Genomic DNA, 11,449 nt, shown 5'->3' on the forward strand with positions numbered 1-11,449 from the left:
ACGGGTGCCGTCGCGCTAGACGACGCCGCTGACCGAGGTCCCGGCATTGACAGCCTCCAACACGGTGCGCATCGCATCGGTGCTCTGCCGCCAGGAGAACTCACCGCTACGCACCGCGGCCTTGGCGCCGAGCTGTTCGCGAAGCACCGGATCGGTCAGCAGCCGCGAAAGTCCGTCGACCAGACCGCCGTGATCATCGACGAGCAGGCCGGTGACCCCGTCGACGATCGAATCGGTCAACCCGCCCGAGGATCGGTAACCGATGGTGGGCACGCCGTGCTGGCCGGCCTCGATCACGGCCAGCGCCCAGCCTTCCTTACGCGACGGCAGCAGATGGACCCAAGACCTCTGCAGGACATCATGTTTGATGACATCGTCGACGTGTCCGTGGAACGTCACGGCGTCGGAGATGCCGAGCAATTCGGCGTGCTCGACCAGCCGCCGTTCCCACCAACCACCGCCAAGGACGTCCAAGTGCACGCCGGGTATCTGCGGGCGTAGTTCGGCGATCGCCTCGAGTGCGTCTTCGATCTGCTTGTGCGGCACCAGGCGTGACAGGACCACCACCCTCGGAGTCGTCGACCTCGGTACGGTGAGGGTGGCCGCCGGGGCCTCGTCGAGACCGTTGCGCACGACGGCGATCCTGGCGGGGTGCACGCCGAGCGTGGCCAGATCCCGCGCCGACGGCAGAGACACCGTGACGTACTGATTGCGGCGGTGCAGCCAGGGCGACAGTTTGGACTCCACGAACCATCCGAAGCGTCCCATCACCGGACCGGCGACGGGCCACTGCTCGCGATGGCAGTGGTGCACCAGCACGGCGACGCGGCGTCCGTAGGCAAGCCGCGCCAGGAACGGGATGCCGTTCTGCGAGTCGATCACCACGTCGGGGCGCACCTTGCGCAGCGGACCCAACCCGACGCGGGCGAGCACCATCGACAATCCCGCCCAGATATAGATCGAGTAGGAGCCTCCGCCGCGGCTGACCCGGATCCCGTCGACGATCTCGCGTCGCGCGGACCCCGGATAGCGCGCGGTCCGCAGCGTCACCTGCACCCCTGAGGCGGCCAGTTGTGCGCCGATGCGCTGCAGGTACGTCTCGCTGCCGCCGCCTTGGGGGTGACCGGTGTCGCGCCAGCACAGAAGCAGCACGGAGCGAACACCTCGGTCGGACATCCCGTTCACCCTAGCTGCTCCTTTTAGGGCTACCGTTCCCTCCGATGGCCGTCACCGACCTCTTCGCCCGTCGGGCGACGCTGTCGCGATCGCTGCGGCTGTTGCGGGAGTTCCGTTACGAACAGCCCGATCCGGCCCGGTTCTACGGAGCGCTCGCGGAGGACACCGCGGCCCTGATCATCGACCTGTGGCGGGCAGAGCACGGGGCCGCGCCGACCGGGCGCACCCTGCTCGACGTCGGCGGTGGGCCGGGCTACTTCGCCGCTGCTTTCGCCCGCGCAGGTTTCACCTACGTCGGGGTCGAGCCCGACCCGGCCGAGATGCACGCCGGACCCCTACACAACGAGGGAACCGCCACCTACGTGCGAGCGTCGGGGACCGCGTTGCCGTTCGCGGACGACAGCGTCGAGGTCTGCCTGTCCTCCAACGTGGCAGAGCACGTCGCCGAGCCGTGGCGGTTGGGCGGCGAGATGCTGCGCGTCACCAAACCCGGCGGGCTGGTGGTCATGTCGTACACGGTGTGGCTGGGCCCGTTCGGCGGGCACGAAACCGGGTTATGGCACTACCTCGGCGGTCAGCGAGCCGCCAGGCACTACACCAGAAAGCACGGTCATCCGCCGAAGAACAACTACGGCTCGTCACTGTTCGCGGTCTCGGCAGCCGACGGACTGCAATGGGCGACCGCCACCGGCGCGCTGCTCGCCGCATTCCCGCGCTACCACCCGCGATGGGCGTGGTGGATGGTGCGTGTCCCGGTACTGCGGGAGTTCGGAGTCAGCAATGTGGTGCTGGTCCTGCGGCCGCCGACTGCAACAGGTTCTACTTTTGCGGGTTCGTAGGTAGTGTGACGGTCATGACACAGACCGTCGCTTTCAAGACCGAATGGGACAAGCTCTTCATCGGCGGCAAGTGGGTCGAACCGGCCTCCTCGGAGGTCATCGAGGTGCGTTCACCTGCCACCGGCGAGGTGGTGGGCAAGGTGCCGCTGGCCACCGAAGCTGACGTCAACGCGGCATGCGCGGCCGCGCGCAAGGCATTCGACGAGGGGCCTTGGCCGCAGATGGCGCCGCAGGAGCGGGCCGCGATTCTCGCCGCTGCCATCAAGGGCATGGAAGAGCGCGCCGACGAACTCAAGTACCTGCTGGCCGCCGAGACCGGACAGCCGCAGACGATCGTCGACATGATGCAGTACGGCGCCGCGATGTCGGCGTTCCAGTACTACGCCGGTGCCGCCGACAAGTTCCCATGGAAGGACATCCGCGACGGCGTCTACGGCCAGACGCTCGTCGTGCGCGAGCCCATCGGTGTCGTCGGCGCCGTCACCGCGTGGAACGTTCCCTTCTTCCTCGCGGCCAACAAGCTGGGCCCGGCCTTCCTCGCCGGCTGCACCGTCGTGCTCAAGCCCGCAGCGGAGACGCCGCTTTCGGTGTTCGCGATGGCCGAGATCTTCGCCGAGGCGGGCCTTCCCGAGGGCGTGCTGTCGATCGTGCCCGGCGGCCCCGACACCGGACGCGCGCTGACGTCCAACCCCGAGTTGGACAAGTTCACGTTCACCGGCAGCTCGGCGGTCGGCAAGGAGATCGCCAAGATCGCCGCAGAGAAGCTCAAGCCGTGCACGCTCGAACTCGGCGGCAAGTCGGCGGCCATCATCCTCGAGGACGCCGACCTGGACTCCACGCTTCCGATGCTCGGGTTCTCGGGCGTGATGAACAGCGGGCAGGCGTGTGTCGCGCAGACCCGCATCCTGGCGCCGCGCTCGCGGTACGACGAAGTCGTCGAGAAGCTCTCGAACTTCATCGCCGCCATGCCGGTCGGCCTTCCCGACGACCCGAACGCCGCGATCGGCCCGCTGATCTCCGAGAAGCAGCGTGAGCGCGTCGAGGGTTACATCAAGAAGGGTGTCGAAGAGGGTGCCCGGATCGTCACCGGCGGCGGACGCCCCGAAGGACTGGACAGCGGCTGGTTCGTCCAGCCGACGGTGTTCGCCGATGTCGACAACTCGATGACGATCGCGCAGGAAGAGATCTTCGGACCCGTGCTGGCGGTGATCCCGTATGACACCGAAGAGGACGCCATCCGGATCGCAAACGATTCGGTGTACGGCCTTGCCGGCAGCGTGTGGACGACGGACAACAAGAAGGCGATCGAGATCGCGAAGAAGATCCGCACCGGCACCTATGCGGTCAACATGTACGCGTTCGACCCCTGCGCCCCGTTCGGCGGCTACAAGAACTCCGGCGTCGGCCGCGAGAACGGACCCGAAGGCATCGAGGCGTACGTCGAGCCCAAGAGCGTGCTGCTGCCCTTCGGATACACCCCCGAGGACTAGATCGACGGCCCGGCTGGCTTCAGCAGGTGCGAGCCAGCCGGGGCCTCGAATTATGCGACAGACCATAGTCCTTATCTGGCATCGATACCGCCGCTCATCGCTTGCGAGACCGATAACCAGGCAATTACACACGTTCATCTGGCGTTTACCGATGAATCGGCTGTGATGCGGAATACAATTGTCGCGTTCGTGTGTTCTCTCTTTTATGATGCTCGTCATAGGCAGGGAGGCACGCCATGTGGATCGTTGAGGTCAACCTCGCGGGCCGTCGTTTCGTTCACGAGGTGCACGCCCGGCGACCGTTCATCCGAGTGAGCTCGGGCAACTTTGGCTGGCGCCAATCGCAGCTTCCGCAGACCCGCGCCGCCTGATCGCACCGTCGGAGGTTCTTCTGTCCAGCGCCACCAAGCCCGCCACCAAGCGCGGGTCGACCCGCACCAGCATGTTGATCAGCGCCGCCGACGTGCTGCGTGAACGTGGAGCCGCGGGTGTCACGATCGACGAGGTGCTGGCGCGCAGCGGCGCACCCCGCGGCTCGGTGTACCACCATTTCCCCGAGGGCAGGAACCAGATCCTCACCGAGGCGCTGCAGTACGCCGGCGAGGCAATCACCGAAGTCATCGACGAAGCCGCTACCAACGGTGGCATGTTCCTGGTCAGGAAATTCGTCGTGTTCTGGGAAGAACTCCTTGTCGAGAGCAACTTCACCGCTGGCTGCCCGGTGGTCGCCGCCGCCATCGGGTCGGCCGACGAAGAACCACAACTGACCACCGTCGCCGGCAGCATCTTCAGTCTGTGGCGCGACGCGCTCACCCGGGCCTTCGTCTCCGATGGCTTCGCCGACGCCGACGCCGCATCGCTGGCCACCATGTGCATCGCATCCCTGGAGGGAGCCGTCGTATTGTGCCGGTCGACGCGCAGTGTCGATCCGCTGAAAGATGTGGCGGCTCAGCTCGAGTTCCTCATCAAGTCAAGGGAATTCGTGCAGCGCTACGGGTTGCCGTCCGACAATTCAGCTTCCGTCGGCTGAGCCTTACGCCACCGGGCACATACGAATTCGCCGTTGACCCCGGCCTGGATCAACTCCCACTCTGATCGCATCGGCAGTACCGGAGAACCGCCGCCCAACGAGCACGGGGTGTAGCTGACGATCATCTCGTCGACGAGGCCGGCAGCCGCGAATTGTGCGGCCACGTCGCCGCCCCCCATCACCCACACATCCATATCCGCCGCGGCGGCGACCAACGTCGAGTGCAACTGGCGCACGTCGCCCTCGAATGTCTGCACCGGATGCCCCTCGACGATGATGTGGGGTCGGTGAGTCAGCACCCACGAGGGTTGTTCGTACATCCACTCTCCGGGCTGGTTGCGCACCAACCACTCGTAGGTCGACGATCCCATCACCAGGGCCCCAACGGATTTGATGAACTCGTCGTATCCGAACGGACCGTCCGGATCGATCTCGCGTGACGTCAGCCAGTCGAGGCTGTCGGATTCGTCGACGATGTAGCCGTCCAGACTCGATGCGGTGTAGTAGAGGGTTGCCATGCTCATTCCCTTTCGCGCGCCGTGGTCATCCATTCGAGCGGGTCACCGTGTCCGGTGTGGATCCCATGGTGGGCCAGCATCGCGCGGGCGAGTCCACGACGATGTGCCGAGTAGGTCAGGACGTGGGCGATGATGCCGTACAGCTGAAACGACTCCGGTGGATCACACAGGGCGTCGATGACGGTGTCACCCAGTCGGCCGGCCGCCGAGTACTCCGAAACCATTGCGCTCCAGCGCTTTGCGATGGCGGAGTGGTGACCGGCTAACTGCTCCGCGGTGCTCGCGCCGGGTTGTGTCGCGGCGCGCTCGGGAAAGTCACGACCCTCGATCGTCGCGAGCCAGACCTCCTTGGTCCACACGATGGCCCCGAGGACCGCGCCGACGCTGGGTTCGGGACCATCCCATTCGAGCACCTGCTGTCCGGGTGAAATCTCATCGGACCACTGCTCTTTGGACAGCGCAGCCGCCTGGCTGATGAGGGAGGTGGTGTCGGCCACGTCGTGGGCCACCATCAGTGCGGAGATATCAGGACGCTCGAAATCACCTGTCTCGCTGTCGCTGTCAAGCCAGAGCGAATGCGGTGGATGGAAGTGCAAGCCGTTGGGAGCAGGCAAGCGGAATCCGATGTCGGCCGCGCGTGACGGCGGTGTCCCAAAGGTGCGACTGAATGCCCGGGAGAACACCTCCGCCGACGACCAGCCCTCGTCTGCGGCCACCGCGGACACCGACTCGCCCCGGCGCAACCGCCAAGCCGCGCGTTCGAGCATGATGCGCCGCCGCAGCGCGGCCGGCGACTCGCCCGTCAGCCTCCGCACCTCGCGCGAGAAATGGAACTCAGACGCGTAACTGCTACGCGCCATCTCGCCGACGTCGGTGTTGTCGGCGTCGACGACGGCATCGAGCAGTTCGCGCAACCGGTCGCGGTGTGATGGCTCGCTCACGGTTTCCGAGTATGTCTGCCCGCCCGCGGCAAGGACATGACAATTCCTGCTGCGGCAGGGGTCACTACTGTCATAGTCGGTGACTGAATTCGATGCGCTGTGCGCCAATGACTCGGAGCTGGCTGAAATACGGGCGGCCATCCGGGAGTTTCTCGCCGCCGATCGCGAAAAGTTCGGCTGGGCGCCGGCCGTCGACTCGTGGTTGGCCAGCTGGGACTCCGATTTCTCGGCCCGGCTTGGCGACGCGGGATTCGTCGGCCTCACCATCCCCACCGAGTACGGCGGACGCGGGTTGAGTCATCTGCACCGCTATGTGGTGACCGAGGAGCTGTTGGCACACGGTGCGCCCGTCGCCGCGCACTGGTTCGCCGATCGTCAGTTCGCTCCCTCGTTGTTGTCGTACGGCAGCGACGAGCAGCGCCGCGAATTTCTGCCGGTCATCGCCGCCGGCCGGTTGCACGCGGCGATCGGGATGAGTGAACCCGAGGCCGGGTCCGACCTGGCTGCGGTCAAGTCGCGAGCCACCCGGACCGACGGCGGCTGGTCGCTGTCCGGAACCAAGGTGTGGACCAGCGGTGCCCACCTGGCGCAGCGGATCGTCGTGCTGGCCCGCACCAGCCCGCTCGATCCCGATCACCGGCATGCCGGCTTCAGTCAGTTCTTCATCGCCCTGGACTCGCCGGGGATCACCATCGATCCGATCGTGCAGATGGGCGGCGAACATCACTTCAACGAGGTGACGTTCGACGACGTGTTCGTTCCAGACACCGACGTGTTGGGCAGCATCGGCGACGGCTGGCGGCAGGTCACGTCCGAACTGGGGTTCGAACGCAGTGGACCCGAACGGATCCTGTCCACGGTGACGTTGATCCTGGCCGCTCTCGGAGCCCTGCCCGAGGATGTCGACGACGGGACCGCCGCAGCGGTGGGTGAGCTTGTCGCCCGGATGATCTCCTTGCGGCAGCTGTCGATCTCGGTGGCCCGCGCACTTGCCTCAGGTGAGGACGCGGCAACCCGGGCGGCGCTGGTGAAGGATCTCGGCACCCGCTTCGAACAGGACTCCGTCGAATTGACCGCTGACCTCCTTGACCGCCTGGACCGCCGATCACCGGAGGCTGGGCGCCTTGCCGAGCTGTTGGCCACCGCGCGACTGCACTCACCGCTGTTCACCCTGCGGGGCGGCACGAACGAGGTGCTGCGTGGCGTCGTGGCGCGAGGGATGGGTGTGCGGTGAACGAACTGGAGCAACTCGTCGCCGAACTCGGCGCGCGCTCATTGGAGGCCAGGCTCGGCAGACCTGCCTTCCCCGACACCTTCGACGACGAGTTGTGGCGCAACCTCGAGGAGACCGGGCTGAGCCGGTTGACCGCCACGGAGGATGCCGGGCCCGCGGAAGCGGCCGTCGTGCTGAGGGTGCTTGCCGGTCACGCGGGCGCGGTGCCCATCGCCGAAACCGACCTGCTGGCAATGTGGCTGGCCGCGAAGGCCGATGTGAAGGTCCCTGACAGCGGCCCGCTGACGGTGGCGCTCGCCGAAGCCGAACTGCGCGACGGTCGCGTCACCGGAACCGCGCACGATGTCCCGTGGCCGGGCTCGGCGGCCGTGGTGCTCGCCGCGAGGACCTCCGAGGGCGTATACGTCGACGTGCTCACCGATCCGCCGACGGCGGAATCGGCCACCCTCGCGGCCGAACCCCGCGGCACGTTCGTTTTCGATGTCGAGGCGCGCCACCGGCTAGGCCTCGAAGTCTTCGACGAACTCACTCGCCGCGGTGCGTGGGCGCGCTGCGTGCAGGTGATCGGCGCGCTGGACGCCGCCCGCGACCTGACGGTGGCCCATACCAGCGAGCGGGTCCAGTTCGGCCGTCCGCTGTCCAAGTTCCAGGCGGTGCAGCACTCGCTGGCCGAGATGGCCGGCGAGACCGAACGCGCCCGCGCCGCAACGGAGCTGGCGATCACCGCCGCGACCGACTTCGGATTCGACGACGCAGCAACCGATTACGCGGTTACGGTCGCGAAGATCGCTACGGGTCGCGCCGTCGAATCGGTGACCACCATCGCACACCAATTGCACGGCGCCATCGGTGCGACCGTCGAGCACCGGCTGTGGTTGTTCACGATGCGGGCACGCGGCTGGATCGACGACTTCGGCACCACAACGCACTACGCCAGGCGGCTCGGCCGATTGGCGTTGGCCGCCGACGATCCCTGGCAGGTCGTCGTCAGCTGTCCAGAACCGCGCTGACCCGCGCCTCGACGTCGAGGCGGTCACCGAAGTGTGGTCGAGGTCAATCCGGCGGCGGTACCGCGCCCGGGGTGTTCGCCGGGTCACCGGGTGACGGCTCCGCGCCGTGCGTCAACTCCTTGAGCCGGGCATGCATCAACTCCAGCACCGGAATCCGGTTCCCATGCTCCGTCTCGTACTCGAAGAGTCCACGCAGCTGCCCTTCTTCGAGCATCCGGATGCGGTGCCGCAGCTCGGTGAGTGGCAATTGGTCGTAGTCCGGTAGCGGCAGTTCCATGCCTACCGGTTGCCCACGGCGGCGTTGCCGAAAACCGTCAGGTGCCGGTCCACTTCGGCGCGCGCTTCTCGGCGAATGCGATGGCACCCTCTTTGGCGTCGTTGGACATGAAGACCGGCGCCAGGATCCTGGTCTGCTCGCGCCACATCTCCTCGGTGCTCCAGCTCCGCGACTCGACGATGATCCGCTTCGTCGCCGCCACGGCCAGCGGCCCGTTCGCGGTGATCTTCTCGGCCAGTTCGATCGCGGCGTCGAGCGCCTGCCCCGGTTCGGCCAGCACGTTGACGAGGCCGAGCTCCTTGGCGCGGGTGGCGGGCAGGTTCTCACCGGTCAACGCCAGTTCCATCGCAACGGCAGGCGGAATGCGCTGCGGCAGCCGCAGCAATCCGCCACCGCCGGCGACCAGACCGCGCTTGACCTCGGGAATGCCGAACGCCGACTCGTTCGACGCCACGATGAGGTCGGTGGCCAGCGCCAGCTCACAGCCGCCCGCCAAGCAATAGCCCTCCACCGCAGCGATCAGTGGCTTGGCCGGTGGCCGTTCGGTGAAGCCCATCCCGCGGCCCTCGACCACGACGTTCTCGCCGCGCGCGAACGCCTTCAGGTCCATCCCCGCGCTGAACGATCCCCCGGCTCCGGTCAGTACCCCGACAGAAAGGCCGGCGTCGTCGTCGAGCCGGTCCATCGCGTCGGCAAGACCGCGGCTCACCTCGGCGTTCACGGCGTTGCGGGCCTGCGGCCGATTGATGGTGATGATCAAAATCCGGTCGCGCTGCTCGACTAGGACGGCGTGTTCGCTGTTGTCACTCACGCCGGTGATCGTAACGTCCCGCAAGCGCGGTGCGAGGGCGCGACGTCAGCGCTTCTTGTTGCCATTGCCGTTGCCTGGGCCTCTGCCGCCCGGTTTCTTCTTGGGGGGACCCGGCGGCTCTTGGACGACCGGAGTCGGGTTCGGCGACGTCGGCGGCGAACTGACCGGAGGCGGAGGCGGGACAGCAGAGCTGCTGCTGACCGGCGGCGGCGCAGTCGTCGACGACGGATCGAGCGCCAGCGCGAGCGTCGCCACGGTCAGGCCCACGAACGCCGCAGCCGCCAGCAGCAATTTCCGCCCCCGGCTCATCGGCCTGCGCTGCCTGCGCGGAGCCACGACGAATTGCTCAGACTCGAACATCGGTGCGGCCATGACCTTGGTCGCCGGGCGCGGCTTGGCGCCGGCAAGCACGGCGCGCATCTGATCGGCGCTGTCGAACCCGCTGCCGTCGCGGGTCATGGCCCCGTTGATCGCAGCTGACAGCGCAGGATCGACATCGTGCCGCACCGCTTCGATGGGTGCCGGCGGATCGTCCAGTACGGCCCGAAGCAGCGATACGGGATTGTCTTGAGTAAACAGCCGCCGTCCGATGAGTGCTTCGTAGCCCATGACGCCGACCGCGTACAGGTCGTCGGTGACTGACGCGGGCGCGCCCGAAACGCGCGCTGGACTCATGTACGCCATCGTCCCGACGATCTGGCCGGTCACCGTATTGGCGGTTCCATTCGCCTTGGCGATACCGAAGTCCGCGACCTTCATCGTGTTGCCCTGCGTGAGCAGCACGTTGCCCGGCTTGACGTCGCGATGCACAATCCCGGCCGTATGCGCGCTGGCCAGCGCGCCGAGCACGTCGTCGAGCATGGCCCGAACCCGCCCCGTCGACATGGGTCCCATCTCGACCTCGTCGGCCAGGGTGCGGCCCGGCAGCCGCTCCATCACGATGAACGGCGTCCCATTGTGTTCACCACAGTCATGCACGGCCACGATGTTGGGATGGTTGAGTGCGGCGGCGGCCCGCGCTTCGGCGTCGAATCTGCGCCGCACTTCAGCGTCCGAACTGACGCCCGGATGCAGCAGCTTTATGGCTACCGCCCTGTTCAGCCGGAAATCCCAGGCGTCGTAGACCTCGGCCATTCCGCCGCGGCCGAGCAGGCCCCGTACTTCGTATCGGCCCGCAAGCACTTCGCGGCCGTCCATGGCCGATAACGTAGCCCGAGGGGCGGTGCGTCAAACAGTCGCTGTCTCGGCGATTGCGCCGGCGCGCGCGGGGTAAACTAGAACACGTTTCAATTTACTGCTAGGGGATCACCTGTGACCGATATCGAACCGTCGGAGCTCACCAAGTGGGATCCGGGTCTGACCGAACGCGTCATGGGCATCATGCGGCCTTTCCTCAAGCGGTACTTCCGGTCGGAAACGCGGGGGCTGGAGAACATCCCGGCCGGCGGCGCGCTGCTGGTCTGCAACCACTCCGGCGGCATGCTGCCGATGGACGTTCCGATTCTCGCTGCCGACTTCTACGACCACCACGGCTACGACCGTCCGCTGTACACCCTGAGCCACGACATGCTGTCCGTCGGACCGACGGGCGACTTCTTCAAGAAGATCGGCTACATCAGCGCCAACCACGCGAATGCCGATGAGGCGCTGCGCTCGGGCGGTCTGGTCGTGGTGTTCCCCGGCGGCGACTACGACGTGTACCGGCCGACGTTCACCGAGAACGTGATCGACTTCGGCGGCCGCACCGGCTACGTGAAGGCCGCACTGAACGCCGGGGTGCCCATCGTCCCTGCGGTCGGCATCGGCGGCCAGGAGACACAGATCTTCCTCACCCGCGGGACCTGGCTGGCCGAGCGCCTCGGGCCGATCGCCCGCCTGGCGCGCACCAAGATCGTGCCGATTTCATTCGGCTTCCCGTTCGGGCTGTCCCTGGTGGTTCCGCCCAACATTCCGCTGCCGTCCAAGATCGTCATGAAGGTCCTGCCACCGATCGACCTCGTTGCCGAGTTCGGCGAGGATCCCGACATCGACGAGATCGACGCGCACGTGCGGCATGTGATGCAGCGTGCGCTGGACGAACTGGCCGGCGAACGCCGGCTTCCGATACTCGGCTGATCTCTTCC

At 66.8% G+C, this 11,449-nt stretch carries 13 protein-coding genes; 7 read left to right on the forward strand and 6 right to left on the reverse strand.

The annotated features are described in order from the left end of the window. Positions 1-15: 15 nt before the first annotated feature. Complete coding sequence (locus CSQ99_RS03550) at positions 16-1,176, reverse strand: glycosyltransferase family 4 protein (protein WP_099037851.1); 1,161 nt, start codon at positions 1,174-1,176, stop codon at positions 16-18. A gap of 44 nt (positions 1,177-1,220) precedes the next feature. Between CSQ99_RS03550 and CSQ99_RS03555 the strand changes: the two genes are divergently transcribed. From CSQ99_RS03555 to CSQ99_RS03565, 4 genes are all read left to right on the forward strand, one after another. Next, entirely contained in the window at positions 1,221-2,015 is a 795-nt protein-coding gene (locus tag CSQ99_RS03555) for a class I SAM-dependent methyltransferase (protein WP_099037673.1), read from the forward strand. Positions 2,016-2,029: 14 nt separating this feature from the next. Beyond that, entirely contained in the window at positions 2,030-3,505 is a 1,476-nt protein-coding gene (locus CSQ99_RS03560; RefSeq protein ID WP_099037674.1) for an aldehyde dehydrogenase, read from the forward strand. Between the two features lie 236 nt (positions 3,506-3,741). Next, positions 3,742-3,876, forward strand: a complete 135-nt coding sequence (locus CSQ99_RS31660; protein ID WP_281258449.1) for a hypothetical protein — start codon at positions 3,742-3,744, stop codon at positions 3,874-3,876. A 71-nt stretch (positions 3,877-3,947) separates the two neighbouring features. Next, a complete protein-coding gene (locus CSQ99_RS03565) occupies positions 3,948-4,535 on the forward strand; it encodes a TetR/AcrR family transcriptional regulator (protein ID WP_099037675.1) in 588 nt (195 codons plus the stop codon). Here CSQ99_RS03565 and CSQ99_RS03570 read toward each other — a convergent pair. Next, complete coding sequence (locus tag CSQ99_RS03570) at positions 4,496-5,053, reverse strand: dihydrofolate reductase family protein (protein WP_099037676.1); 558 nt, start codon at positions 5,051-5,053, stop codon at positions 4,496-4,498. The genes CSQ99_RS03565 and CSQ99_RS03570 overlap by 40 nt on opposite strands. 2 nt (positions 5,054-5,055) lie before the next feature. Next, positions 5,056-5,994 carry a helix-turn-helix domain-containing protein gene (locus tag CSQ99_RS03575; protein WP_099037677.1) on the reverse strand — a complete coding sequence of 313 codons (939 nt, stop codon included), beginning with the start codon at positions 5,992-5,994 and terminating at the stop codon, positions 5,056-5,058. 79 nt (positions 5,995-6,073) lie between these two features. Between CSQ99_RS03575 and CSQ99_RS03580 the strand changes: the two genes are divergently transcribed. Together CSQ99_RS03580 and CSQ99_RS03585 are read left to right on the forward strand one after the other, a co-directional pair. Beyond that, positions 6,074-7,228, forward strand: coding sequence for an acyl-CoA dehydrogenase family protein (locus CSQ99_RS03580; protein ID WP_099037678.1), 1,155 nt, complete (start codon positions 6,074-6,076; stop codon positions 7,226-7,228). Further along, entirely contained in the window at positions 7,225-8,238 is a 1,014-nt protein-coding gene (locus tag CSQ99_RS03585; protein WP_099037679.1) for an acyl-CoA dehydrogenase family protein, read from the forward strand. The genes CSQ99_RS03580 and CSQ99_RS03585 overlap by 4 nt, the downstream gene beginning before the upstream one ends. Positions 8,239-8,281: 43 nt before the next feature. Here the strand turns inward: CSQ99_RS03585 and CSQ99_RS03590 are convergent, their stop codons facing one another. Genes CSQ99_RS03590 through CSQ99_RS03600 form a run of 3 tightly spaced genes read right to left on the reverse strand, consistent with a single transcriptional unit; the run spans position 8,282 to position 10,523 of the window. After that, the gene (locus CSQ99_RS03590; protein WP_099037680.1) at positions 8,282-8,515 is read right to left on the reverse strand and encodes a DUF8129 domain-containing protein; all 234 of its coding nucleotides are present in this window, start codon (positions 8,513-8,515) and stop codon (positions 8,282-8,284) included. Between the two features lie 37 nt (positions 8,516-8,552). Next, entirely contained in the window at positions 8,553-9,335 is a 783-nt protein-coding gene (locus CSQ99_RS03595; protein ID WP_099037852.1) for a crotonase/enoyl-CoA hydratase family protein, read from the reverse strand. A gap of 36 nt (positions 9,336-9,371) precedes the next feature. Further along, positions 9,372-10,523, reverse strand: coding sequence for a serine/threonine-protein kinase (locus CSQ99_RS03600; RefSeq protein ID WP_099037681.1), 1,152 nt, complete (start codon positions 10,521-10,523; stop codon positions 9,372-9,374). 174 nt (positions 10,524-10,697) lie between these two features. Between CSQ99_RS03600 and CSQ99_RS03605 the strand changes: the two genes are divergently transcribed. Next, a complete protein-coding gene (locus CSQ99_RS03605; RefSeq protein ID WP_245908684.1) occupies positions 10,698-11,441 on the forward strand; it encodes a lysophospholipid acyltransferase family protein in 744 nt (247 codons plus the stop codon). The last annotated feature ends 8 nt before the right edge of the window (positions 11,442-11,449 follow it).

This window comes from Mycobacterium neglectum (assembly GCF_002591975.1).
Taxonomy (GTDB): Bacteria; Actinomycetota; Actinomycetes; order Mycobacteriales; family Mycobacteriaceae; genus Mycobacterium; species Mycobacterium neglectum.

Coding starts and splice junctions, on each gene's coding strand:
- CSQ99_RS03555 (WP_099037673.1), top strand. CDS start 1,221: ATGGCCGTCACCGACCTCTTCGCCCGTCGGGCGACGCTGTCGCGATCG.
- CSQ99_RS03600 (WP_099037681.1), bottom strand. CDS start 10,523: ATGGACGGCCGCGAAGTGCTTGCGGGCCGATACGAAGTACGGGGCCTG.
- CSQ99_RS03570 (WP_099037676.1), bottom strand. CDS start 5,053: ATGGCAACCCTCTACTACACCGCATCGAGTCTGGACGGCTACATCGTC.
- CSQ99_RS31660 (WP_281258449.1), top strand. CDS start 3,742: ATGTGGATCGTTGAGGTCAACCTCGCGGGCCGTCGTTTCGTTCACGAG.
- CSQ99_RS03560 (WP_099037674.1), top strand. CDS start 2,030: ATGACACAGACCGTCGCTTTCAAGACCGAATGGGACAAGCTCTTCATC.
- CSQ99_RS03565 (WP_099037675.1), top strand. CDS start 3,948: ATGTTGATCAGCGCCGCCGACGTGCTGCGTGAACGTGGAGCCGCGGGT.
- CSQ99_RS03550 (WP_099037851.1), bottom strand. CDS start 1,176: ATGTCCGACCGAGGTGTTCGCTCCGTGCTGCTTCTGTGCTGGCGCGAC.
- CSQ99_RS03590 (WP_099037680.1), bottom strand. CDS start 8,515: ATGGAACTGCCGCTACCGGACTACGACCAATTGCCACTCACCGAGCTG.
- CSQ99_RS03605 (WP_245908684.1), top strand. CDS start 10,698: ATGGGCATCATGCGGCCTTTCCTCAAGCGGTACTTCCGGTCGGAAACG.